The following is a 23,273-nucleotide window of genomic DNA, read 5'->3' as shown; positions in this document are numbered from 1 at the left end:
GACAGATGGCTTATCAACTATTGATTAACTTTTTCCTGGCGTTCATCTGGATGTTCCTCACGGGGTCGTTCACATCGAGCGGATTCTTCATCGGGTATCTACTTGGCTTACTCATCTTGTTCATGATGCGCCGATTCTTTAAATCTAGTGGGGGCGGCTTTTACTTCACACGCGTCTGGCGTCTGTTTAAACTGCTTCTCATCTTCATCCGTGAATTGTTCCTCGCGAACTTTGAGGTACTGCGTCTCGTCCTTAGTCCGAAGTTGAAAATCCAACCAGGGATTTTCCGCTATGAGACGTCGCTCGACAAAGGATGGAAAGTCAGCTTGCTCTCGATGCTGATCACGCTCACACCAGGGACGCTCGTCGTTCAGGTGTCAAAAGACAATTCCGTGCTCTATATCCACGCACTCCACATGCCGGATAAAGAAGCGCTACAAAAAGACATTTATGATAACTTTGAATCAAGCATTAAGGAGGCGACAGAGTGATGGATTTACTAGACATTCTCATCTACATCTCGCTCGCCATTCTCTTGCTTGCGATGTTGATGATGTTGTATCGTGTCGTCAAAGGACCGACGACGGCAGACCGAGTCATCGCGCTCGACTCCATCGGGATCGCGCTTATCTCGGTCGTCGCGTTACTATCGATTCTGCTCGATACGACTTTGTATTTTGAAGTCATCTTGCTACTCAGTATTTTGGCCTTCATCGGAACGGTGGCGTTCTCAAAATTCTTAGAGAGGGGAGAGATTATCCAACATGACCGCGACAATGATCTTTGATCTCATTACCGGCATCTTCACGATCATCGGCGTCTTCTTCACGGTCGTCGCCGCGATCGGTCTCATCCGTCTCCCAGATATTTATTCGAGAACACACGCTGCCTCAAAGAGTGCGACACTCGGTGTCATGTTCGTCCTCTTTGCAGCCGTCCTTCACGTATATGTCGATGAACGGGTGTTTGATGCAAGACTCTTGCTCGGTCTCTTCTTCGTCCTCTTGACAGCTCCTGTTGGGGGTCACCTTATCTCGCGTGCGGCGCACGCGAAAGGGGTCCCGCTCTGGGAGAAGTCGTTACAAGACGCGCTGAAAGAAGACAAGGACAAAGGAATCGAATAAGAAAAAGACGGGATTTGCCAAGAGGCAAGTCCCGTCTTTTGTTTAAATGAGATAGGTCAAGTCGGAGGCGGCGGTCGGATAGGCGACTTCTAAGTGCTTCACATGTTGATGCGACAGTTTGTTCTGTATAATGAAAGAGAACAGATTGATGAGTTCAGGGGCGTGGTGACCAATCAAATGAGCCCCGATGACGTGCCCTTCTGCACTCAGTAACACTTTTGAATAGGCGGTTGCGTCGTTGATTCGTGAATAGGTGAGGAAGTGCGACATGTCCGTTTCTTTCACGTCGAAGTCAATGCCCTCAGCTTCCGCTTCCTCGACCGTAAGACCGACTTTGGCAATCGGTGGTGTCGCATAGACGATGGTCGGGGCCGGACGCTCAGGGAGTGACCTTGTATTCCCGTGAAGCATATTGAGTGCGGCGAGGCGCCCTTCCTGACCGGCGAATGGAGTGAGTGCAGGATTGGGACTTTTGGCGACGTCGCCTGCGGCGTATATATTTGGGTTACTTGTTTGCAGATGCTCGTTCACATGTACACCGTGATGATCAGCTGTGACACCTGCCGCTTCAAGCCGAAGTCGCTCGATGCTTGGAATTCGTCCTGTAGCGTTAAGGACAACTCCTTCTAGGGTAGAGTCATCTGATAACGTTAAGACGTTGCCATCGATTCGTATTGGCTCGACGTCATGTCGGACGGTGATGCCGATTCGCTTCGATTCTTCGATGAGCCGGTGGACGACGTTCGGGTCGAATGCCTTCAACGCATGTGAACGAATGAGGAGTGTCACGTCGCTTCCGAATCGTCGGAAGATATGGGCAAACTCAAATGCGATATACCCGGCGCCTACGATGTGAATCGAATGGGGAACCGTGTCAAGGTCGAACACATCATCGCTCGTGATTGCCAGTTCGCCACCTGGGATGTCAAGAGGGCGGGGTGTTTGACCTGTGGCGATTAAAAATTGAGTGGCAGAGAGCTCGTGACCATCGATGACGATGGAATCCTCATCGATAAAGTGAGGCTCTCCCTGATATAAGTCAATGTTCATCTCATCCCAATGCTGTTTTTTGGATGTTGGGATAGAGAGGCGGTACTCATCAATCCGCTTTTTAAAGGACGACCAATCCAGTGACAGGCTTCCTTCGACGCCAAGCTCACGCATACGTTCCGTTCGGGCAAGGAGTTCTGCTCCTTCGGCAAGCATCTTCTTCGGGTCACATCCGCGTTGAGGACATGTTCCCCCGAACGTCCAATTCTCAATGATGGCGATCTCTTTACCGGCTTCGCGTAAAATGGAAGCGGCTTGGCTCGCGGCGGAACCGCTACCGATAATGATGACATCGTATCGTTTCATAATATAAAATCCTCCTCTGACGAGATATCACACTCTTTTTCCCGTCCAGGAGGAAGCTAAACTGAGGTGAATGGAATTGAGTCATACCGACCACATTAAACATAAATTAGCGCTGCTCCCGGATGAGCCGGGTTGTTATCTGCATAAAAACGAATATGGCGAAGTCATCTATGTAGGGAAGGCGAAAAACTTGAAGAACCGGGTGCGTTCCTATTTCACAGGCGCCCACGACATCAAGACGATGCGCCTCGTCGCAGAGATTCGTGACTTCGAGTACATTGTGACGGCGAGCGAACTCGAGGCACTGCTTCTTGAAATGACACTCATCAAAAAGCACGATCCGAAGTACAACATTCGCCTAAAGGACGACAAAACGTACCCATATATCAAGATTACGAACGAACCGTATCCACGTCTGTTGACGACACGTAAGTTAAAGAAAGATGGTGGACATTACTTCGGACCATATCCGAACGCCTATGCGGCGAACGAGACGAAACGTCTTCTCGATAAGCTGTATCCGCTGCGGAAATGTCAGCCGATGCCTAAGAAACTCTGTCTGTATTATCACATCGGGCAATGTTTAGGTCCTTGCGAGCTGGCGGTCGATACGGATTCGCAAAAAGAGATCGTGAATGAGATCCGGCGCTTTTTGAACGGCGAGACGAGTGAGACGCTCACGAAGCTGAACGTTGAGATGGGACGTGCCGCTGAGGACATGCAATTTGAACGGGCGGCTGAATTGCGCGACCAAATTCGAGCAGTCGAATCCATCATGAACAAACAGAACATGATCACGGCCGACCCGACAGCGCGGGACGTCTTCGGCTATACTCTCGACCGAGGCTGGATGTGCGTTCAAGTATTCTATATGCGTGGCGGCAAGATGATTGAGCGCGATGTCTCACTCTTCCCGATGCATGGAGAGCCTTCGGAAGAACTCGAAAGTTTCATCGTTCAGTTCTATGAACAAAACGTCGTGCCGAAAGAGATTCTTGTACCAGAGACGGTCCGGCTTGATTTACTGAATGACGCCATCGGAACGAAAGTGATGCAGCCGAAACGAGGGGCGAAGAAACAGCTGCTTGATTTGGCGACGAAGAATGCGACAATCGCCTTGAACGAGAAGTTCGAGTTGCTCGCCCGAGATGAAGAACGGACATTGCTTGCGATGCGTGAACTCGGTGAAGCGATCGGGATTCCCAACTTGTCACGTGTCGACATCATCGACAACGCCAACATTCAGGGCGCGGACGCCGTGTCGGCACTCGTCGTCTTTGAAGACGGGAAGCCGCTCAAGAAAGAATATCGGAAGTATAAAATTCGGACGGTCCAAGGACCGGACGATTACGAGACGATGCGTGAAGTCGTCCGTCGACGATTCCGCCGTCTCTTGACGGAAGACAAACGATTACCCGATCTCCTACTGATTGATGGGGGGATCGGGCAATTGAATGCGGCGCTCGACGTCATTCAAAATGAGTTTGGGCTCGACTTGCCGGTCGGCTCGCTCAAAAAAGATGACCGACATCGGACGAGCCAACTGTTGTTCGGAGAAGGTGGGGGCGTTGTCGAGCTCCATCCACGATCGAGCGCCTTTTATCTGTTGCAGCGGATGCAAGATGAGGTCCACCGTTTCGCCATCACGTTCCACCGCAGCCTACGGACGAAGAAGATGACGAAGTCGATACTTGATGAGATCCCGGGTGTCGGTCCGAAGCGTCGTCAACAGCTCATCCGCCATTTCGGGTCGATGAAACAGATTCGTCTGGCATCACTCGAACAATTGAAGGAAGCAGGGTTGCCAGAAAAATTAGCGGAGACCGTACTTCAATACGTGCACGAGGAGACGGATGAATGAGAGAGGTTTCAAAAAACGTAGAAAACTTCATCGCTTCTTTCATAAACGCGATCGATGGATTCCTACCAACTGTTCAGCATATATATATCCACGGTTCACTGGCGATGGGTGGTTTTCATCCGGAACAAAGTGATGTAGATTTGTTACTCGTCGTATCGAAGGAGTTGACTCGAGAGGAGCGGCAAGACCTCATCGACTGTTGTCTCTCGTACTCCAACGAGCCATATCCCCTCGAACTGAGCATCATGACGACGTCGCAACTAGAAGATTGGTACCATCCAAGTCCTTTTGAGTTTCACTATAGTGAAGGGTGGCGCTCGCGTTTTGAAGAAGCTAGTAGGGAAGAACGAACCGAATTGCAACAAGAATTCACTGATCCTGATTTGGCAGCTCACGTCCTAGTGATTTTAGAGCGAGGTATCACTTTGAGAGGGCAACCGCTTCATAACTTCCTCTCTGGATTCGATTCAGCTCATTTTTCTGATGCGATACGAGCAGATGCGCTCGATTGTCTTGACTCGATTGAAGAACAGACGGTGTACAGCGTATTGAACTTGATACGCGGACAAGCCTATGAACAAGAAGGTATCCTTCTCTCCAAACAAGAAGCACTCGATTGGTTAGTAAAGAACGGACATTTTCCAGGAAATATTATCGAAGTTGCTCGCAAGGCGACTCAGAGCTATGGAGGGGGGAATGTGACATTTGATCGGCACGAACTCGATGGTTTTCGTCGATACATGCGTCAACAACTTCAGCGGAAACAAAAATAAGAGTCGATGCGTTGGCATCGACTCTTATTTGTAGTCGTCTTTTCGGTCTAGTTGGACGGTGATTTGGACAGCTTTTCGGGTTGGATCGGCGTAACCTTCTGCGACGCATTGGAAACGACCTGAAATCTGTTCGGCTAAAAATCCAGCTTCAAGCTGATAGTATCCTGTCGCTTTGGTCTGAGTCGCAGGTGGTGGGATCAATTCATAAGTAAACTTGCTCCCACGTTCCTTCTTGATTGTCAACTCGCCCCAACCTGCCTCTGCGAAGAAAGCAGTCAGTTCATCGTCGGACATCGTCGGGAACTTACGGGCGACCCGTTTTCCTGACCAATAGATGACTTGGGCGTAATCTTCGCCAAGCAAATCCGTCAACACATAGTCGCGAAGCAGTTCAATCGCGAAAGTTGGTTGGCTCATCGTTTCCATTCTATCCCATCACTCCAATCTCTCTATATCATTATAACGACCAATTGGAATTTGGTCATCCTGTAATTTTGAAAAGAATGTGGAACAAATCGGCTAGGTTGTCTTGTCATACAATTTTCACAAGAGTAGAATAGGAGACAGAAAGCTATATCTGCATTTGAAAACGCTTTTATTGACAATACGAGCCAATGCTCGTGAAAAGGGGGAACTAGAATGGCAGCGCATCGTGACTACTTCAGTCGTAAAGTCCATTCGCTACTTGGGGTCATTCCAATCGGTTTGTTTTTGATCGTCCATTTGTCGGTCAACTACTACATCGTCGATGGGGTGGAGTCATTCAACAAAGCAGCAAAATTCATGGAGAACTTACCGTATTTGTACTTCCTTGAAGTGACAATTATCGCATTGCCGATGATTTTCCACGGGGTGTACGGCGTGTACTATGCGTTTCTCGGATCAATCAACTCGAACCGCTATTCATACGCACGTAACTGGTTGTATCTCTTCCAACGCTTCACAGGAGTCTTCCTCGTGATCTTCATCGCTTGGCACGTTTGGGAAACGCGTCTTGCGAAATTGCGCGGGGTAGAAGTCAATGCGGAGATGATGCAAAACATCGTCGACAACCCGCTCATGTTGATTTTCTACATAGTCGGAATTCTTTCGGCTACGTTCCACTTCGCGAACGGTCTTTGGTCGTTCTCAATCACGTGGGGTATCACACAGTCACCTCGTTCGCAACGTCTCATGAGCTACGTATCAGGTGTCGTGTTCTTGGCACTATCTTTTGTCGGCATCCGTTCGATTTTGACGTTTGCAGGCATCTTGTAATTAGGGGGAATTTTACATGGCAAATCAAAGTTTGATCGTCATCGGTGGCGGTCTAGCTGGACTCATGGCGACAATCAAGTCGGCAGAGATGGGTGTTCCGGTAAAACTATTCTCGCTTGTACCGGTCAAGCGTTCACATTCAGTTTGTGCCCAAGGTGGGATTAACGGGGCCGTCAACACGAAAGGGGAAGGTGACTCTCCTTGGCAACACTTTGACGACACGGTCTACGGAGGCGATTTCCTCGCCAACCAACCGCCTGTCCAAAAGATGGCGGAGAATGCTCCGAAAATCATTCACATGTTCGACCGGATGGGCGTTATGTTCAACCGTACGCCAGAAGGTCTCTTAGACTTCCGTCGTTTCGGTGGAACGCTTCACCACCGTACGGCATACGCCGGAGCGACGACAGGACAGCAACTTCTTTATGCACTCGATGAGCAGGTTCGTCGTTACGAAGCGCAAGGTCTCGTCGAGAAGTATGAGGGCTGGGAGTTCCTTCGTGCGGTCATCGACGAAGAAGGCATCTGCCGCGGTGCGGTATGTCAAGATTTGCGCTCGATGGAAATTAAAGCGTTCCCATCGGACGCGGTCATCTTGGCGACAGGTGGCCCAGGGGTCATCTTCGGTAAGTCGACAAACTCGGTCATCAACACAGGACAAGCAGCGGCAGCGGTTTATCGCCAAGGCGCGGTTTACGCGAACGGGGAGTTCATCCAGATTCACCCGACGGCGATTCCAGGGGATGACAAACTTCGTCTCATGAGTGAGTCGGCTCGTGGAGAAGGTGGACGTGTCTGGACATATAAAGACGGGAAGCCATGGTACTTCCTCGAAGAAAAATATCCAGCTTACGGAAACCTCGTACCGCGTGACATCGCGACACGTGAGATCTTCGACGTATGTGTCAACCAAAAACTCGGCGTCAACGGCGAGAACATGGTTTACCTCGACTTGTCTCACAAAGACTCGAAAGAACTTGACATCAAACTCGGTGGGATCCTCGAAATCTACGAGAAATTCGTAGGGGACGACCCGCGTAAAGTACCGATGAAAATCTTCCCGGCAGTCCACTATTCGATGGGCGGACTATGGGTCGACTATGATCAGATGACGAACATTCCGGGTCTCTTCGCAGCTGGCGAATGTGACTACTCGATGCACGGTGCAAACCGTCTAGGTGCGAACTCGCTTCTTTCAGCCGTACATGGCGGAATGGAAGCAGGTCCTGCGGCAGTCAACTACATGCGTGGTCTTGACCAAGCGACAGAAAGCGTTTCAGAAGCGCTCTTTAACTTCAACGAACGTGAAGAAATCGATCGATTCAACAACATCCTTGCGATGGATGGAACAGAGAATGCTTATCAAATTCACCGTGAACTCGGTGAACTTATGACGGACAACGTCACAGTTGTTCGCTACAATGACAAACTTGAAGCGACCGACAAGAAAATCCAAGAATTGCGTGAACGTTTCCATAAGATTTCAGCTACGGATACGGCACGTTGGAGCAACCAAGGGGCATCGTTCATTCGACAACTCGACCACATGCTCGACCTCGCACGCGTCATCACACTTGGCGCGCTCAAGCGGGACGAGAGCCGTGGGGCCCATTACAAACCGGAGTTCCCGGAACGTAATGATGAGCAGTTCATGAAGACGACGATGGCACGTTACAAAGATGGGGAAGTCGATATCTCGTATGAAGACATCGATGTTTCGTTAATCCCGCCACGTAAACGGGATTACTCGAAGAAAGGGGCGAAGACGAAATGACGACGCCAATGCAATCTGAACAAAAAGACATCCGCTTCATCATTGAACGCCAAGATGGACCGGATCAAGCGACGTATACGGAAGAATTCACGGTACCATACCGTCCAAACATGAACGTCATCTCGGCATTGATGGAAATCCGCCGTAACCCGGTCAACGCGAACGGGGACAAGACGACACCGATCAACTGGGACATGAACTGTCTTGAAGAAGTATGTGGTGCCTGTTCGATGATTATCAACGGGAAGCCGCGCCAGTCGTGTACGGCACTCGTCGATAAACTCGAGCAACCGATTCGTCTTGCACCGATGAAGACGTTCCCGGTCATCCGTGACCTTCAAGTCGACCGTCAACGCATGTTCGACGCGTTGAAAAAAGTGAAGGCATGGGTCCCAATCGACGGCACATACGACCTCGGTCCAGGACCGCGTATGCCGGAGAACAAACGTCAATGGGCGTACGAACTATCGAAATGTATGACGTGTGGTGTTTGTCTTGAAGCGTGTCCGAACGTGAACGACAAATCGGACTTCATCGGTCCAGCGGCGATTTCGCAAGTCCGACTCTTTAACTCACATCCAACAGGTGCCTTCCACGCGGAAGACCGCCTCGAAGCACTCATGGAAGACGGCGGCATCATGCAATGCGGAAACGCACAAAACTGTGTCGAAGTTTGTCCGAAGGGCATCCCGCTCACGACGTCAATCGCTTCGATGAACCGTCAAACGACGCTTCACTCGTTCAAACAGTTCTTCGGTAGTGACAAAGGTCGCACCGGTTCTGCGGTCGAGGCGTAAGCGAGCCGATGACCAAGTACTTTCGAGAGCCAGGTTGGGAAACACGTGTCAAAGCAGGTGTCGCGCTCGATGTGAAAGTCCGCTTTTCGGAGTGCGACCCGTATGGTCACATGAACAACACAATTCCGTTCATCTATTTCGAAGATGCCCGGATCGAGTTGTTAGAGGCGACAGGATTCTCTTTAAAGGACGGATTCGTCGTTGTCGCCGATGCGCAATGTGACTATGTTCGACAAGTCATGCCACGTCAACAGCTGACTGTGCATGCCAATATCTTGACGGTCGGAAACACTTCATGTGATATTCATTACGGGGCATATGACGGAGAGCAACTCCTTTTCGCCGGACGGACAAGCCTCGTTCATTTAACGAAGGAAGGTCGTCCTACGGAATGGACTCCGGAATATAAAAACCGCTTGCAGAATTTTTGCGAATCCGCTATCATTTGATAATGAGTTCACAAACAAAAAATATTCTGCTGGTTCGCCTGTAGAATTGAATTTTGAAGGGAGACCATCATCTCATGGAAAAAACGTTCACAGTCGTTGCTGATTCAGGAATTCACGCTCGTCCAGCTACTCAGTTAGTTAACACAGCTTCTAAGTTCCAATCAGACATCAACCTCGAGTACAATGGTAAAACAGTTAACTTGAAGTCGATCATGGGTGTACTTTCACTCGGTATCGCAAAAGATTCTACAATCAAGATCACTGCTGAAGGTGAAGATGCAGAAGAAGCAATCAACACGCTTTCTGACATGCTCACTAGCGAAGGTCTTGCTCAGTAATTCGGGTAAGGGACGAGGCGCCACTGGCGACCTCGTCTTTTTTTGTCATGGGAACGTTTCTTTTTCCGTCCGAGGTTTTTTGGTAAGATAGGTGAGAATGGAAGTGATGAAAATGAAACGAGCGATTGGAGTCCTCGATTCAGGAGTCGGCGGGTTGACGGTAGTCAAAGAATTGATGCGCCAACTCCCTAAAGAAGAAATCGTCTATATCGGAGATACTGAACGCTGTCCATACGGGCCGCGTCCGCACGATGAGATTGAAGCATATACATGGGAATTGATTGAATTTTTATTGAAGAAAGACGTCAAGATGATTGTCATCGCCTGTAATACGGCGACCGCGGTCGTATTGAAAGAGGCGCGCAAACGTCTCGACATCCCGGTCATTGGTGTCATCGACCCGGGTGCCCGCGCGGCTGTCAAAGGAACGCGCAACAAGCATATCGGTGTCATCGGTACGAAGATGACGATTGAGAGCGGTTCATATGAGAAGGCGTTACGTCACGTGGCAGGTGAGGTCGATGTGTATTCACTCGCGTGCCCACCGTTCGTCCCGCTCGTAGAGGCTGGAGAAGTGTCTGGAGAGCGCGTGCGACAAGTGGTGGAGGAGACGCTTCGTCCACTTCAACCATCCGAGATGGATACGCTGATTCTCGGTTGTACGCACTACCCACTCCTTGCCCCAGTTATTCAAGATGTGGTCGGACCGGACGTCCACCTCATCTCATCAGGTGACGAGACGGCGCTTGAAGTGGCTGCGATGCTCGATTATCAGGAACTTGAGAATGGATTGGATGCAGTCCCGGCACATGCCTTCTATGCGACGGGTGATATCGAACTATTTGACCGACTCGCGAGCGAATGGCTCGGGCGTCCGGTTCATGCGGAGAAAGTCGAGGTGACCGGCATTGCGTGATGCGAGACGATTTGATGAACTGCGCCCAGTCGAGATTGTGCCGCACGTGAACAAGCATGCGGAAGGGTCCGTATTGATTTCAATCGGCGATACGAAAGTCATTTGTACCGCGACTGTGGAGGAGCGGGTACCGAATTTCCTTCGCGGAAAGAAGCAAGGGTGGATCAATGCAGAATATGCGATGCTCCCACGGGCGACGGGAGACCGTACTGTCCGGGAATCGGTACGTGGAAAACAATCGGGACGAACGATGGAGATTCAGCGTCTGATTGGCCGGTCGCTCCGCTCTGTCGTGGACTTAGAACGTCTCGGTGAACGGACGATTTGGGTCGACTGCGACGTCATTCAAGCGGATGGCGGCACTCGGACGGCTTCCATCACAGGTGGCTTTTGCGCGCTCGTGTTGGCCGTCGATCGCTTGATTCGCCAAGGGAAACTTGAAGATACACCGATTAAAGAAGGTGTGGCCGCGATTTCGGTCGGGCGAACGGACGAGCTTGTCTTAGACTTGGATTACCTAGAAGATGCTGCGGCAGAGGTCGATATGAATGTCGTCATGACGGCAAGCGGGCGATTCGTCGAAGTACAAGGTACAGGGGAAGAGGCGACGTTCACGCTACAAGAGATGAACGAGATGCTCGCGCTCGCGCAACACGGCATCGAATCATTATTCAAGACGGCGGAAGCGGCACTCGGTGCTTCTTGGTGGTACGTCGGAGAACGTTCGGAGGAGACATTATGAAGTTGATCATTGCGACACACAATCCTGGAAAAGTGAAAGAACTCGAAGGAATGCTGACGCCGCTCGGGTTCGAGGTCGAATCACTACTCGACTATCCGGATGCACCAGAGACGGATGAGACCGGCACGACGTTTGAAGAGAACGCGGCGTTAAAAGCGACGGAGGCGGCAGCTTACTTTGGGCATGCCGTCCTCGCGGACGACTCCGGTCTTGAAGTCGACGCACTTGACGGGGCACCGGGAGTATATTCAGCCCGCTTTGCAGGTCCAGAAAAGTCAGACGAGGCAAACAATGCACTTCTTCTTGAAAAATTGAACGGAGAAACGAATCGTACGGCTCGTTTCGTCTGTGCGCTCTGTCTCGCAAAACCGAGCGGAGAGACGTTGACCGTTCGTGGAACGATCGAAGGGACAATCGGTTATTCCCCACAAGGCGAAAATGGCTTCGGATACGATCCACTCTTTATCGTCCCATCGCTTCATAAGACAGCGGCCGAGTTGGAGCGTGACGAGAAGGCGGTCGTCAGCCACCGTGGACAGGCACTACGAAAACTGGAGGCAGAAATCATACCATTCATGAAAGGATGAAGCTTATGCGTTTTCTAATAGTGAGTGATAGTCATGGTTTGACCGAAGAGTTGACGACGATTTTTGAAAGGCACGAGGCGGAAATTGATGACGCCTTCCATTGCGGGGATTCACAACTCGCCCTTGTCGATGAACATTTGTTACCTTATCGAACGGTTCGGGGGAATTGTGATTTCGGTGGAGATCTTCCCCTCGAACGCATCGAGACGACGGATGCCGGTACGATTTTAATCGTTCACGGGCACCATCATGACGTCAAATTTGATTTGAACCGTCTACGGTATCGAGCGGAAGAAGTGGGAGCGAATGTCGTCTTGTTCGGTCACTCGCATGTGGCGGGTGCGCTGATCGAGGACGGGGTTGTCTACATCAACCCAGGTTCGATTCGCATGCCGCGAGGACGAACGGACAAAACGTATGCGTTACTCGACCTCGAAGCAGGGGAAGCAACAGTGCGTTTCTATCGTTCAGAAGACGGTTCTCACGTCGAAGACTTGGACATCTCAGGAAAACTATGAGTTTCGAATGGGAAATCGATTGACAGGAAACCATTTTTCTATTATAGTTTTCATGTCAATGTCCCAATAGCTCAGCAGGATAGAGCAACGGCCTTCTAAGCCGTCGGTCGGGGGTTCGAATCCCTCTTGGGACGCTTCCATTAAAATAGAGACGCTCTCTACGGAGAACGTCTCTTTTTTCATTTTCCGGGAAATCGATTGACAAGGAATCGCGTCCTAACGGAAGATGAAGGGGAATGGAAGAGAGGGTGAGGGAAGATGGAGAAGGAAAAGGATCAGGACTATCCGTTCCCTGGGAATTGGGCGCGTCTGCATAAGATGATTCAGGAGGCAGATGCTTCTGGGGAACGACAGCGGATCGAACCGATTTTATGGGATTGGTATCAGACGATTCCAGGTGACCCGTTTATTTTCATGGAAATCTTCCAATGTGCAATGGAACGGCCGGACGACCCAGAGACACTCGAGAAGCTGCAGGAACTCGTCAGCATCCATATGTCCGAGGCGGAAGAACCGGCCTCAGGAGGGTTGCAGATTGCGCAGTATTACATCATGCGTGACCAACCGTTTGAAGCGGCGCACTGGATCAACCAGTATCTCGAATGGCAGGACAAGAAGGATACGGTCAACACACAGGCACATCAGGTACTTCAAGTGTTGAAGATGACCGAGTTTCCGGCGGCAATTGCCAAGTTGAAACGAACGCTGACACGAGGGAGTACGGGGGAACAGATTGAAGCATTACAACATGTTCACTTTCAAATCGACCCGGTGCTCGACAATGTGCTACATGAACTGCTCGTGTCGGAGCGTCCGAAGCTCGTCAAACTGATCGTGTTGGAAAAAGCGTTCGCCGAACTAGATGTCATCGAATGGACGGATGGGGACGTTTCGAACAAGATGACACGAACAGAAGCAAAAGCGCAGATTGAAACATGGGAGAAGACCGTCTTTTCACTTCAAAAATCAGTTGAAGGCGATGAAATCGGGACCCAGCTGTTGATGAATTACATGTATACGCATTATCCGTATGTGCCGGCCGAAAAAGCAGATGTGGAACAGGCGCTCGTACAGGCGAAACAAGCGATTTTACATGACGAATCAGTCGACGGTTTAGCTGCGGAGATTTTAGAGGCGGATCTTCGCTTTACACAGGCGTTATTAGACTAAATCCTTGTGTGCTTACCGAGGATTTATGCTATAATACGGATTGTTGTACATTTTTGTACGGTATAAACGAATTGTTGGAGGGACTTAGCATGACAGCAAAATGGGAAAAAACATCAGGTAGCCAAGGCGTACTCACGTACGAAGCTCCTGCAGAAGCTTTTGATAAAGCAGTTGACGCCGCATTTAAAACAGTCGTCAAAGACTTGAACGTGCCTGGCTTCCGTAAAGGTAAATTGCCACGCCCAATGTTCAACAAAATGTATGGAGAAGAAGCACTCTATCAAGATGCGCTCGACATTCTCTACCGCGACACGATCCAAGGTGCAGTTGAAGAAGCTGGTTTCGAACCAATCGCTCTCGAAAACATCGATGTAGACGGTACGCTCGAGAAAGGCAAACCAGTCGCTTTCAAAGTGACATTCGTGGTTGAGCCAGAAGCTGAGCTTGGCGAATACAAAGGCCTCGAGTACGAAGCTGTTTCAACTGAAGTAACAGAAGACGAAGTAACAGCAGAACTTGAAGCACTTCAACAGCAAGGCGCAGAACTAGCTGTTAAAGAAGGTGCAATCGAAAACGGCGATACAGCTGTCTTTGATTTCGCAGGTTTCGCTGACGGTGAGCAGTTCGAAGGCGGCACAGCTGAGAACTACACACTCGAAATCGGTTCTGGTCAATTCATCCCAGGATTCGAAGAGCAAATGATCGGCATGACTGCTGGTGAAGAAAAAGACGTTGAAGTAACATTCCCTGAAGAGTACCACGCTGAAAACTTGGCGGGTAAACCAGCGACATTCAAAGTCAAACTTCACGAAGTCAAAACAAAACAAGTTCCTGAACTCGACGACGAGTTTGCAAAAGACATCGACGAGTCTGTTTCGACACTCGACGAGTTGAAAGCAAGCATCCGTGAGCGTTTAGAAGCTGGTAAGAAACAAGAAGCTGAAGGTACAATGCGCGACCAACTCGTAGAGCAGGCAACTGCTAACGCGACAATCGACGTACCGGAAGTTCTCGTTGAACAAGAAGTAGACCGCATGGTACAAGAGTTCGGTTCACGTGTATCTTCACAAGGGATCGACCTTAACATGTACTTCGAGCTCACTGGTACTTCTGAAGAAGCAATGCGCGAAGAGATGAAAGAGCAAGCTGAAGAGCGCGTAAAAGCTCGTCTCGTCTTGAAAGCAATCGCTGACAAAGAAGCAATCGAAGTATCTGACGAAGATGCTGAGAAAGAGCTTGAAGAAATGTCTAAACTTTACAACATCGCACCGGACCAACTCCGTACGATGCTCGCTCCGCAAGGTGGACTTGAGACACTTAAAGGTGACCTCAAATTCCGTAAAGCGATCGACATCCTCGTTGAAAACGGTAAAGCGAAGTAAGCTGATATTCGAAGGGACGACTGCCTAGCGGTCGTCCTTTTTTCTGTCACAGCACATTGCATGTGTAATTCTTTGAAGTCGCAATATGTTCATGCTACAATTATTTCAACGCAGAGATGTAAAATGTCTTTTCGCGGTGCATCGCACCAGAAAATTCAAATCGCGATTTATCGCACTTACATCCATTTTCACCACAGAAGGGGTGTATCGAATGTTCAAATTTAACGAGGAAAAGGGGCAACTCAAGTGCTCGTTTTGCGGAAAATCGCAAGAACAAGTTCGTAAGTTAGTCGCTGGACCAGGTGTATACATTTGCGATGAGTGTATCGAACTTTGCAATGAAATTGTTGAGGAAGAGCTCGGTGTAGAGGAAGAAGTTGAATTCAAAGACATTCCAAAACCACAAGAGATTCGTAACATCCTAGACGATTATGTCATTGGTCAAGACCGCGCCAAACGTGCGCTTTCAGTTGCTGTCTATAACCACTATAAACGTATCAACGCCGGTGGCCGTTCGGATGATGTCGAACTTGCGAAGTCGAACATCGTCATGATTGGACCAACGGGTAGCGGAAAAACGCTTCTCGCTCAGACGATGGCTCGCGTCTTGAACGTCCCATTCGCAATCGCGGATGCGACGAGCTTGACGGAAGCAGGTTACGTCGGGGAAGACGTTGAGAATATCTTGCTTAAATTGATTCAATCGGCTGACTATGATGTCGAGAAGGCTGAAAAAGGGATCATCTACATCGATGAAATCGATAAGATTGCCCGTAAGTCTGAAAACCCATCGATTACGCGTGACGTATCCGGTGAAGGCGTTCAGCAGGCGCTCCTTAAAATTCTTGAAGGCACGACAGCAAGCGTACCGCCACAAGGTGGACGTAAGCATCCGCATCAAGAATTTATCCAAATCGACACAACAAACATTCTCTTCATTGTCGGTGGCGCATTCGCCGGCATCGAATCGGTCGTCAAACGCCGAATCGGGAAGAAAGTCATCGGTTTCGGAAACGACCAAGAGAATCGCGAGTTGACGCAAGAAGACTTGCTCGCCCGCGCACTCCCTGAAGACCTTCAAAAATTCGGCTTGATTCCTGAGTTCATCGGACGTTTGCCAGTCATGGCGACGCTCACGACACTCGATGAAGAAGCGCTCGTTGAAATCTTGACGAAGCCGAAAAATGCTCTCGTCCGTCAGTACGAGAAAATGCTCGAGCTTGACGATGTCGAATTGACGTTCACAGACGAAGCATTGATCGAAATCGCCAAACTTGCGATCAAACGTAAGACTGGCGCGCGCGGTCTCCGCTCGATTATCGAAGAAATGATGCTCGATGTGATGTTCACTGTCCCATCGCGTGACGATATCGAGAAAGTCATCATCACGGATGAAACGATTACGGGTCTTGCCGGTCCGAAATACGTCCTTCGTGACGGTACTGTCGAACAGACAGGGGACAACAAAGAGACAGCATAATTCTTTAACGAAGAAGGCTCAAACACTCGGCACATCCGAGTTTTGGGCCTTTTTGCACAGGAGGCGTTGTATATGGAAAAATTACCAATCCTTCCTTTGCGAGGAGTCGTCGTATATCCGCTCATCGGTGTGACCATCGATGTCGGACGCCCGTTATCCCTTCGGGCGCTCCTTGCCGCAAAGGAGCATGAAACAGATTTGATTGTCGTGACACAGAAAGAAACAGGGAACGAGTCACCGGAACCGGAAGACTTATACACGGTTGGAACGCGTGTCCACATCGCGAAGATGAGTGAACTGTCGAACGAGACGATTCGGGTTCGGATCGTCGGGAAAGAGCGCGTCCGTGTCGACTCGGTCGAATCGACGGATGAAGGTTGGTTCGCTAACATCGAACCGGTCGAACTCGTAGAAGGGGAAGAGGTCGAACGAACAGCACTCGTCCGTCTGTTGAAAGAACAGTTCGGAAAACTCGTCGCAAACATTAAGGGTATGTCGCCAGATGAACGTCGCCGTTTCGAGATGTATGAGCGGCTTGAATCACTCACGGACTATATCACGTCAAAACTCGATGTCGACGTCGAGCTTCGCCAAGCGATGCTCGAAGAGGCAGATGCCGTCAAGCGAGGACTTGAACTGCTTGAAATCATCGCACATGAAGTCGAAGTGATTGAACTCGAGCAAGAGATGCGTGAGCGGACGAAGAAGTCAATTGAGCAGTCACAGCGCGAGTACTACTTACGAGAACAAATGAAGACGATCCAACAAGAACTCGGTGACCAGACGCAAGAGTCAGAACCGAACCGCCTTCGTGAGAAGCTAGAGGCGCTCGACTTGCCAGAGACGACGCGGAAGAACGTCATGCGTGAAGCGGAACGATTGAACGTCGTGCCGCAGACGTCTCCGGAGTATGCGGTCATCCGTAACTACCTCGACTGGGTCACCTCTCTTCCGTGGGGCATTGAGACGGAAGATAAGCTTGACGTGAAACATGCGGCAGACGTCCTTGATGATGACCATTACGGCTTAGAATCGGTAAAAGACCGTATCCTCGAGTATTTGGCCGTCCGCCAGTTGACGAACTCGCTTCGTGGACCAATCCTCTGTCTCGCCGGACCTCCAGGGGTCGGGAAGACGTCACTCGCCCGTTCGATCGCCTCGGCACTTGAACGTCACTTCGTTCGTGTCTCACTCGGTGGTGTGCGTGATGAGGCGGAAATCCGTGGGCACCGTCGTACGTATATCGGTGCGATGCCAGGACGGATCATCCGTGGGCTGAAGCAAGCGGAAAGCAAAAATCCGGTCTTCTTGCTCGATGAGATCGACAAGATGGCTTCTGACTTCAGAGGGGACCCGGCGTCCGCGATGCTAGAAGTGCTCGACCCAGAACAAAACGTCTCCTTCTCGGACCACTACATCGAAGAACCGTTCGATTTGTCGAACGTTCTCTTTATCGCAACTGCGAACGATGTCTCACAAATCCCAGCACCGCTTCTTGACCGGATGGAATTGATTCAAATCGGTGGGTACACAGAGCTTGAGAAAGTAGAGATCGCGAAGCGCCATTTGGTGCCGAAACAATTGGCAGAGCACGGATTGAAGAAGAGTCAGTTGACGATTAAAGAAGATGCGCTCTATGAAGTCGTCCGTCGTTACACACGTGAAGCCGGCGTCCGGAACTTAGAACGCGTCATCGGATCACTCTGCCGAAAAGCCGCGAAACAAATCGCCATCGGGGAGAAGAAACGGGTCACGATTTCGAAAAAGGCGATCATCACGTATCTTGGGAAGCCGAAGTATCGCTACGGAAAAGGGGAGACCGAGGACTCCATCGGTGCGGTGACAGGCCTTGCCTACACGGCGTTTGGTGGCGACACGCTCACAATCGAAGTGGCGCTCGCTCCAGGGAAAGGCAAACTTCAGTTGACGGGTAAACTTGGTGATGTGATGCAGGAGTCGGCACAAACAGCATATAGCTATGTCCGTGCAAACGCAGAGCGGTTCGGGATTGACCCGACGTTCTATGAGCGACAAGACATTCACATTCACGTGCCAGAGGGTGCCGTGCCAAAAGACGGACCGTCGGCAGGAATCACGATTGCGACAGCCTTAATTTCCGCATTGACCGGGAAGAAAGTCCATCGTGATGTCGGGATGACAGGTGAGATCACACTCCGTGGACGTGTCTTGCCAATCGGCGGATTGAAAGAAAAAGCGCTCGCTGCTCATCGAGCCGGGTTGACGACCATCGTCATTCCGAAAGATAATGAGCGAGACATCGATGATATTCAAGAGACGGTTCGTGAGAAATTGACGTTCGTTCCCGTGACGACACTCGATGAAGTACTAGATGTAGCATTTGGAGGAAATTAAATGAAGATCAACAAAGCAGAGTTCGTGACGAGTGCCGTCGCGCCAGACCATTACCCGGTCCATGAATTGCCGGAAGTGGCACTGGCCGGGCGGTCGAACGTCGGGAAATCGTCGTTCATCAATAAGATTTGCCAACGGAAGGCGCTCGCACGGACGTCTTCGAAACCAGGGAAGACACAGACCCTCAACTTCTTCAACATCAATGATGAAATCATGTTCGTTGACGTTCCGGGATACGGATATGCGAAAGTCTCGAAGACGGAACGTGAGAAGTGGGGCGTCATGATGGAGCAGTACTTGACGAGCCAAGAGGCGCTTCGTGGCGTCGTCTTACTCGTCGATATCCGTCATGATCCTACGGGTGACGATGTAACGATGTACAATTTCTTGAAACATTATGAGATTCCGGTCATCGTTGTGGCAACGAAGCTCGATAAAATCAAGAAGAGTCAGCGTCAAAAACATGAGGCGGCGGTGAAACGTAAGCTTCAATTCGATCCATCTGACCGTTTTGTCGCCTTCTCGGCCGAAACGGCAGAAGGAAAAGACGAGGCATGGAAAGCGATTTACGCACTCATCACAGAAGGCGAATAAGGAGAAGGCGAAGGGATTCCTTCGCCTTTTTGTTTTTGTCAGCCCGCAAGCGGGTAATTATCGTATAATCATAGTTAGTACATAGTCATCATTGTAAACGAGGTGGAGAAATGCAACGCATGTTTGAAAACAAATGGTATCGCGCCCTCTTTTGGACGCTGACCATCTTTTTAGTCATTTGGGTCGGGACACAGATCTCATTCGTGTTTGAACCGATTCAAGTCATCTTGGCACTCGTCACGGTTCCACTCATTGTGGCCGGACTCTTCTTTTATTTCCTGGTCGGGATTGTCGATTTCTTAGAGAAACGCTTAAAAGGGAAGCGAACGTTAGCTGTAGCCATCACACTGATCGGACTCGTGCTTATTTTTACACTTGTCTTCAGTATTCTCGGACCGGTTTTAGGCGAACAAATTACGTCGCTCGTCAACGCTATGCCGAGTATCGCAAAAGAACTTCAGAAACAGGCGTTCGCTGTCCGTGACACGTTGCTACAAAATGAGTTCTTTGCACGCTTCATGGCAGAAAATGACGAGATGTTCCGTAACTTGACGACGAACATCACGTCGTACTTAGGAGACTTATTCGGAAACATTGCCTCATCATTCGGTCAAGTCGTCGGATTCGTGACGTCAGCGGTCATCACGATCGTTGTGATCCCGTTCATGCTTCTCTACATGTTGCTTGACGGGAAACGTCTACCGGACGCAATCGTCAAATTGCTCCCATCGAGCTATGAAAAGGAAACGCGTCACATCTTGCATGACATGCACGAGACGGTGCGGAGTTACGTCAACGCTCAGTTGCTCGTCGCATTCTTCGTTGGAATCACGTCACTGATCGGTCTATGGATCGTCGGTGTAGATTATGCCATCTTGCTCGCACTCTTCATGATGGTAACAAATATCATCCCTTACGTTGGACCGTTCCTAGGGGCTGCACCGGCAGTGGTCGTGGCATTCATTCAAGATCCGATCAAGGTATTATGGGTCATCGTTGTCATCATCGTCGTGCAACAAATTGAGTCGAACGTCATCTCGCCACTCATTCAAGGGAAGTCGTTAAAAGTACACCCGCTCACGATTATCATCGTCTTGCTCGTGGCAGGAAATTTGGCCGGTATCATCGGAATGCTCATCGCTGTACCGTTTTATGCGGTCGCCAAAACGGTTGTCCAGAATATCGTTCGCATCTATAAATTACGAGAACGTGAGCATTATTTAGACAAAGAGGAGCCCGAGAGTCCGATTATTACGGACCCGAACTCGCCAAATCCATAAGAAAAAAAGGTAGGAATGGAGTTTCGCCATTTCTACTTCTTTTTGTCACAAAAAGTTCTTATTTTATTTCAGGAAAATCAAACAGAAGATTATAGTTACCAGATAAGAACTGTTATAATGTACGGTAGAGATTGAAAAAAAGAAGAGACAACCGTCGGTGGATTTTAGATGAGGGGAAGAGATACATGCATATTGTCGTCGTTGGACTAAATAACAAGACAGCCCCTGTCGCGATTCGGGAGCAGTTCTCGTTTGGGGAGCAAGAAATCGTGGATGCGATGATTGCACTTCGCGAAGAGAAGAGCATTTTCGAGTCGGTTATTTTGTCTACGTGTAACCGGACGGAGCTGTACGTCGTGACAGATCAACTCCATACTGGACGTTATTACACGAAACGTTTCTTGGCGAACTGGTTCAACCTAGAGATGGAGCAGTTCACACCATACTTGTCGATTCGAGAAGGGGAAGAGGCGATTCGCCACTTGTTCCGTGTCACTTCGGGCCTCGACTCAATGATCATCGGGGAAACACAAATTTTAGGTCAAGTGAAGACGAGTTTCTTCCGTGCCCAGGAGCATGGAACGACAGGAACGGTCTTCAACAAATTATTCAAAGAAGCGGTCACACTCGCCAAGCGCGCCCATACGGACACGCAAATTGGGGAAATGTCTGTATCGGTCAGTTCGGCTGCCGTGACGCTCGCACAAGAGATGTATCAACAGCTTGAAGACAAACAAGTCGTCGTTGTCGGAGCCGGTGAGACGGGTGAATTGACGACACTCAACTTATTTGAAGCAGGTGCGAAACAAATCGCTGTCTTCAACCGGACGGAGAGCAAAGCAAAAGCTGTAGCGGATAAGTTCAAAGGCCGTGCCCATTCGATTCGTGAGATCGCATGTGGATTACTTGATGCAGATATTTTGATTAGTTCGACCGGGGCGAAGGATGCCGTCATTGGATACGACGATGTAGCGGCTGCACAGTTGTTGCGCCGCGAACGTCCGCTTCTTCTCATTGACATCGCTGTGCCGCGAGATATCGATCCAGCGGTCGCGACACTTCCGGGTGTGCATTTGTTCGATGTCGATGATTTGAACGGAATCGTAAACAAAAATCTTGAAGCGCGTCTCGTCGAGGCTGAAAAGATTGAAATGAAAATCGATGAAGCGATTCAAGAGTTCCAAACATGGCTCATCACGCTTGGTGTCGTGCCAATCATGAACGAGTTGCGTGCTCGTGCCCTTGATATTCAAGAAGACACGATGACGAGTCTTGAGCGTAAGCTCGACCATTTGTCAGCACGAGACAAGAAAGTCATCGGGAAGCACATGAAGTCGATCATCAATCAAATGCTTCGTGACCCGATTGACTACATTAAAGATGCAGCGGCTCAACCGGACGCGAACGTTCGAATCGCTCAATTCATCGAGACGTTCGGACTTGATGTCGAGTTGCCGGAACAACCTGTAGACGAAGTGGAAGAAACAGATGCCACTTCTGCCAAAGCACCACTTCGCGCATTGATGCGCTAACAAGACAAAAAGGCGACGCGTGTCGCCTTTTTCTATGAAGGAGAGATTGAACATGCGGAAAATCATTGTCGGCTCACGCCGTTCCCAACTCGCCATGACTCAAACAAAATGGGTCATCGAGCAGTTGAAGCAAGCTGGAGCAAAGAACGAGTTCGAGATTAAAGAAATCGTGACGAAAGGTGACCAAATCGTCGACGTGCAATTGTCAAAAGTCGGTGGGAAAGGGTTGTTCGTCAAAGAGATTCAACAACAGATGCTCGATGGGGACATCGATTTCGCCGTACACAGTATGAAAGACGTTCCGGCCGAACTACCAGAAGAACTCTATATTAGCTGCATGCCGAAACGTGTCGATGCGCGTGACGTCCTCATCTGTGAGAACGGCTACACGTTCGAGACGCTTCCAAAAGGTTCGATTGTCGGAACGAGCTCACTCCGTCGTGGTGCTCAAATCTTGGCAGCCCGTCCTGATCTTGAGATTCAATGGATTCGTGGAAACATCGACACGCGTCTGAAGAAGTTGGACTCCGAGAACTACAATGCCATCTTGCTCGCGAAAGCAGGACTTGAACGGATGGGGTGGACAGATCGTGTCGACTTCGAAGCGCTTGACCCGGACGTCATGGTACCTGCTGTCGGACAAGGCGTACTCGCCATCGAGAGCCGCAAGGACGACGCAGAAGTGACGGCAGTGCTTCAATTGTTGCATGATGAAGTGACAGCGAAAGCGGCTACAGCGGAGCGTACTTTCTTAAAAGCGATTGAAGGAAGTTGTCACGTACCGGTCGGCGGTTATGCGACGGTCGACGGTGACGATGTGACACTCACAGGTCTCATCGCGTCAGTGGACGGGAAAGAAGTGCTCCGTGTGACGAAGACGTCAACGGACGGAATCGCACTCGGAATGGACGTAGCAGAAGAATTGCTCGGTCGTGGCGGGCGTGAAATCCTCGCCTCGGTCAATGAGTGA

24 protein-coding genes and 1 tRNA gene are annotated in these 23,273 nt (G+C 49.9%); 23 read left to right on the top strand and 2 right to left on the bottom strand.

Annotated features, from left to right (window positions below; all coding sequences use genetic code 11):
* Positions 1 to 5 precede the first annotated feature (5 nt).
* Genes IRJ25_RS09460 through mnhG form a run of 3 tightly spaced genes read left to right on the top strand, consistent with a single transcriptional unit; the run spans position 6 to position 1,124 of the window.
* Positions 6 to 491 (top strand): Na+/H+ antiporter subunit E, encoded by a 486-nt coding sequence (locus IRJ25_RS09460; protein ID WP_269318156.1) that lies wholly within the window; start codon positions 6 to 8, stop codon positions 489 to 491.
* Positions 491 to 787, top strand: a complete 297-nt coding sequence (locus IRJ25_RS09455) for a Na(+)/H(+) antiporter subunit F1 (RefSeq protein ID WP_026826530.1) — start codon at positions 491 to 493, stop codon at positions 785 to 787. Before IRJ25_RS09460 ends, IRJ25_RS09455 begins: the two co-directional genes overlap by 1 nt.
* Positions 765 to 1,124: a monovalent cation/H(+) antiporter subunit G gene (gene mnhG / locus IRJ25_RS09450; protein WP_015881097.1), complete on the top strand. Its 360-nt coding sequence runs from the start codon at positions 765 to 767 to the stop codon at positions 1,122 to 1,124. Before IRJ25_RS09455 ends, mnhG begins: the two co-directional genes overlap by 23 nt.
* Before the next feature lie 42 nt (positions 1,125 to 1,166).
* Here the strand turns inward: mnhG and IRJ25_RS09445 are convergent, their stop codons facing one another.
* Positions 1,167 to 2,480 carry a dihydrolipoyl dehydrogenase family protein gene (locus IRJ25_RS09445; protein WP_269318155.1) on the bottom strand — a complete coding sequence of 438 codons (1,314 nt, stop codon included), beginning with the start codon at positions 2,478 to 2,480 and terminating at the stop codon, positions 1,167 to 1,169.
* A 70-nt stretch (positions 2,481 to 2,550) separates the two neighbouring features.
* Between IRJ25_RS09445 and uvrC the strand changes: the two genes are divergently transcribed.
* Entirely contained in the window at positions 2,551 to 4,341 is a 1,791-nt protein-coding gene (gene uvrC / locus IRJ25_RS09440) for an excinuclease ABC subunit UvrC (RefSeq protein WP_214782551.1), read from the top strand.
* The gene (locus IRJ25_RS09435) at positions 4,338 to 5,114 is read left to right on the top strand and encodes an aminoglycoside adenylyltransferase domain-containing protein (protein ID WP_269318154.1); all 777 of its coding nucleotides are present in this window, start codon (positions 4,338 to 4,340) and stop codon (positions 5,112 to 5,114) included. Before uvrC ends, IRJ25_RS09435 begins: the two co-directional genes overlap by 4 nt.
* A gap of 24 nt (positions 5,115 to 5,138) precedes the next feature.
* On the opposite strand, the gene IRJ25_RS09430 is transcribed toward IRJ25_RS09435, so the two are convergent.
* Positions 5,139 to 5,531, bottom strand: a complete 393-nt coding sequence (locus IRJ25_RS09430; RefSeq protein WP_236548905.1) for a YslB family protein — start codon at positions 5,529 to 5,531, stop codon at positions 5,139 to 5,141.
* 222 nt (positions 5,532 to 5,753) lie between these two features.
* On the opposite strand from IRJ25_RS09430, the gene IRJ25_RS09425 reads away from it, so the two are divergent.
* The 18 genes from IRJ25_RS09425 to hemC all read left to right on the top strand — a co-directional run bounded on the left by IRJ25_RS09425 (position 5,754) and on the right by hemC (position 23,273).
* Positions 5,754 to 6,371: a succinate dehydrogenase cytochrome b558 subunit gene (locus tag IRJ25_RS09425; RefSeq protein ID WP_015881102.1), complete on the top strand. Its 618-nt coding sequence runs from the start codon at positions 5,754 to 5,756 to the stop codon at positions 6,369 to 6,371.
* Between the two features lie 16 nt (positions 6,372 to 6,387).
* On the top strand, positions 6,388 to 8,145 hold the full coding sequence (sdhA, locus tag IRJ25_RS09420; protein WP_078146527.1) for a succinate dehydrogenase flavoprotein subunit: 1,758 nt from the start codon (positions 6,388 to 6,390) through the stop codon (positions 8,143 to 8,145).
* An 8-nt stretch (positions 8,146 to 8,153) separates the two neighbouring features.
* Complete coding sequence (gene sdhB, locus IRJ25_RS09415; RefSeq protein WP_193343274.1) at positions 8,154 to 8,942, top strand: succinate dehydrogenase iron-sulfur subunit; 789 nt, start codon at positions 8,154 to 8,156, stop codon at positions 8,940 to 8,942.
* 8 nt (positions 8,943 to 8,950) lie between these two features.
* Entirely contained in the window at positions 8,951 to 9,391 is a 441-nt protein-coding gene (locus tag IRJ25_RS09410; protein WP_074032771.1) for an acyl-CoA thioesterase, read from the top strand.
* Positions 9,392 to 9,465: 74 nt separating this feature from the next.
* Positions 9,466 to 9,729, top strand: coding sequence for a phosphocarrier protein HPr (locus IRJ25_RS09405; protein WP_015881106.1), 264 nt, complete (start codon positions 9,466 to 9,468; stop codon positions 9,727 to 9,729).
* Positions 9,730 to 9,841: 112 nt separating this feature from the next.
* The gene (racE, locus tag IRJ25_RS09400) at positions 9,842 to 10,645 is read left to right on the top strand and encodes a glutamate racemase (RefSeq protein WP_078147903.1); all 804 of its coding nucleotides are present in this window, start codon (positions 9,842 to 9,844) and stop codon (positions 10,643 to 10,645) included.
* Positions 10,638 to 11,387 (top strand): ribonuclease PH, encoded by a 750-nt coding sequence (gene rph / locus IRJ25_RS09395; RefSeq protein ID WP_015881108.1) that lies wholly within the window; start codon positions 10,638 to 10,640, stop codon positions 11,385 to 11,387. The genes racE and rph overlap by 8 nt, the downstream gene beginning before the upstream one ends.
* Positions 11,384 to 11,974, top strand: a complete 591-nt coding sequence (locus IRJ25_RS09390) for an XTP/dITP diphosphatase (protein WP_015881109.1) — start codon at positions 11,384 to 11,386, stop codon at positions 11,972 to 11,974. The genes rph and IRJ25_RS09390 overlap by 4 nt, the downstream gene beginning before the upstream one ends.
* Positions 11,975 to 11,979: 5 nt before the next feature.
* Entirely contained in the window at positions 11,980 to 12,492 is a 513-nt protein-coding gene (locus IRJ25_RS09385; protein WP_015881110.1) for a metallophosphoesterase family protein, read from the top strand.
* A gap of 60 nt (positions 12,493 to 12,552) precedes the next feature.
* Positions 12,553 to 12,626: transfer RNA gene (locus IRJ25_RS09380), tRNA-Arg, on the top strand.
* Positions 12,627 to 12,750: 124 nt separating this feature from the next.
* Positions 12,751 to 13,662 (top strand): hypothetical protein, encoded by a 912-nt coding sequence (locus IRJ25_RS09375; RefSeq protein ID WP_214684746.1) that lies wholly within the window; start codon positions 12,751 to 12,753, stop codon positions 13,660 to 13,662.
* Positions 13,663 to 13,751: 89 nt separating this feature from the next.
* The gene (gene tig / locus IRJ25_RS09370; RefSeq protein ID WP_015881112.1) at positions 13,752 to 15,044 is read left to right on the top strand and encodes a trigger factor; all 1,293 of its coding nucleotides are present in this window, start codon (positions 13,752 to 13,754) and stop codon (positions 15,042 to 15,044) included.
* A 211-nt stretch (positions 15,045 to 15,255) separates the two neighbouring features.
* Entirely contained in the window at positions 15,256 to 16,524 is a 1,269-nt protein-coding gene (gene clpX, locus IRJ25_RS09365; RefSeq protein ID WP_015881113.1) for an ATP-dependent protease ATP-binding subunit ClpX, read from the top strand.
* Between the two features lie 72 nt (positions 16,525 to 16,596).
* Complete coding sequence (gene lon, locus IRJ25_RS09360; protein WP_214782561.1) at positions 16,597 to 18,897, top strand: endopeptidase La; 2,301 nt, start codon at positions 16,597 to 16,599, stop codon at positions 18,895 to 18,897.
* On the top strand, positions 18,898 to 19,491 hold the full coding sequence (gene yihA / locus IRJ25_RS09355) for a ribosome biogenesis GTP-binding protein YihA/YsxC (RefSeq protein WP_015881115.1): 594 nt from the start codon (positions 18,898 to 18,900) through the stop codon (positions 19,489 to 19,491).
* A gap of 110 nt (positions 19,492 to 19,601) precedes the next feature.
* Entirely contained in the window at positions 19,602 to 20,771 is a 1,170-nt protein-coding gene (locus IRJ25_RS09350) for an AI-2E family transporter (RefSeq protein WP_015881116.1), read from the top strand.
* Between the two features lie 185 nt (positions 20,772 to 20,956).
* Positions 20,957 to 22,303, top strand: a complete 1,347-nt coding sequence (gene hemA / locus IRJ25_RS09345; protein ID WP_074037529.1) for a glutamyl-tRNA reductase — start codon at positions 20,957 to 20,959, stop codon at positions 22,301 to 22,303.
* Between the two features lie 52 nt (positions 22,304 to 22,355).
* Complete coding sequence (gene hemC / locus IRJ25_RS09340; protein WP_078146536.1) at positions 22,356 to 23,273, top strand: hydroxymethylbilane synthase; 918 nt, start codon at positions 22,356 to 22,358, stop codon at positions 23,271 to 23,273.

Origin of the sequence: Exiguobacterium sp. KJ 601, from assembly GCF_027161185.1 — a bacterium.
GTDB lineage: Bacteria > Bacillota > Bacilli > Exiguobacteriales > Exiguobacteriaceae > Exiguobacterium > Exiguobacterium profundum.
Note: the sequence above shows the minus strand (reverse complement) of the source record. Positions and strands in the feature narration are given on the sequence as shown.

Bases quoted from the DNA above. Each gene is read 5' to 3' on its own strand.
- IRJ25_RS09460 (WP_269318156.1), top strand. From the start codon at position 6: ATGGCTTATCAACTATTGATTAACTTTTTCCTGGCGTTCATCTGGATG.
- IRJ25_RS09455 (WP_026826530.1), top strand. From the start codon at position 491: ATGGATTTACTAGACATTCTCATCTACATCTCGCTCGCCATTCTCTTG.
- mnhG (WP_015881097.1), top strand. From the start codon at position 765: ATGACCGCGACAATGATCTTTGATCTCATTACCGGCATCTTCACGATC.
- IRJ25_RS09445 (WP_269318155.1), bottom strand. From the start codon at position 2,480: ATGAAACGATACGATGTCATCATTATCGGTAGCGGTTCCGCCGCGAGC.
- uvrC (WP_214782551.1), top strand. From the start codon at position 2,551: ATGGAATTGAGTCATACCGACCACATTAAACATAAATTAGCGCTGCTC.
- IRJ25_RS09435 (WP_269318154.1), top strand. From the start codon at position 4,338: ATGAGAGAGGTTTCAAAAAACGTAGAAAACTTCATCGCTTCTTTCATA.
- IRJ25_RS09430 (WP_236548905.1), bottom strand. From the start codon at position 5,531: ATGAGCCAACCAACTTTCGCGATTGAACTGCTTCGCGACTATGTGTTG.
- IRJ25_RS09425 (WP_015881102.1), top strand. From the start codon at position 5,754: ATGGCAGCGCATCGTGACTACTTCAGTCGTAAAGTCCATTCGCTACTT.
- sdhA (WP_078146527.1), top strand. From the start codon at position 6,388: ATGGCAAATCAAAGTTTGATCGTCATCGGTGGCGGTCTAGCTGGACTC.
- sdhB (WP_193343274.1), top strand. From the start codon at position 8,154: ATGCAATCTGAACAAAAAGACATCCGCTTCATCATTGAACGCCAAGAT.
- IRJ25_RS09410 (WP_074032771.1), top strand. From the start codon at position 8,951: ATGACCAAGTACTTTCGAGAGCCAGGTTGGGAAACACGTGTCAAAGCA.
- IRJ25_RS09405 (WP_015881106.1), top strand. From the start codon at position 9,466: ATGGAAAAAACGTTCACAGTCGTTGCTGATTCAGGAATTCACGCTCGT.
- racE (WP_078147903.1), top strand. From the start codon at position 9,842: ATGAAACGAGCGATTGGAGTCCTCGATTCAGGAGTCGGCGGGTTGACG.
- IRJ25_RS09390 (WP_015881109.1), top strand. From the start codon at position 11,384: ATGAAGTTGATCATTGCGACACACAATCCTGGAAAAGTGAAAGAACTC.
- IRJ25_RS09385 (WP_015881110.1), top strand. From the start codon at position 11,980: ATGCGTTTTCTAATAGTGAGTGATAGTCATGGTTTGACCGAAGAGTTG.
- IRJ25_RS09375 (WP_214684746.1), top strand. From the start codon at position 12,751: ATGGAGAAGGAAAAGGATCAGGACTATCCGTTCCCTGGGAATTGGGCG.
- tig (WP_015881112.1), top strand. From the start codon at position 13,752: ATGACAGCAAAATGGGAAAAAACATCAGGTAGCCAAGGCGTACTCACG.
- clpX (WP_015881113.1), top strand. From the start codon at position 15,256: ATGTTCAAATTTAACGAGGAAAAGGGGCAACTCAAGTGCTCGTTTTGC.
- lon (WP_214782561.1), top strand. From the start codon at position 16,597: ATGGAAAAATTACCAATCCTTCCTTTGCGAGGAGTCGTCGTATATCCG.
- yihA (WP_015881115.1), top strand. From the start codon at position 18,898: ATGAAGATCAACAAAGCAGAGTTCGTGACGAGTGCCGTCGCGCCAGAC.
- IRJ25_RS09350 (WP_015881116.1), top strand. From the start codon at position 19,602: ATGCAACGCATGTTTGAAAACAAATGGTATCGCGCCCTCTTTTGGACG.
- hemA (WP_074037529.1), top strand. From the start codon at position 20,957: ATGCATATTGTCGTCGTTGGACTAAATAACAAGACAGCCCCTGTCGCG.
- hemC (WP_078146536.1), top strand. From the start codon at position 22,356: ATGCGGAAAATCATTGTCGGCTCACGCCGTTCCCAACTCGCCATGACT.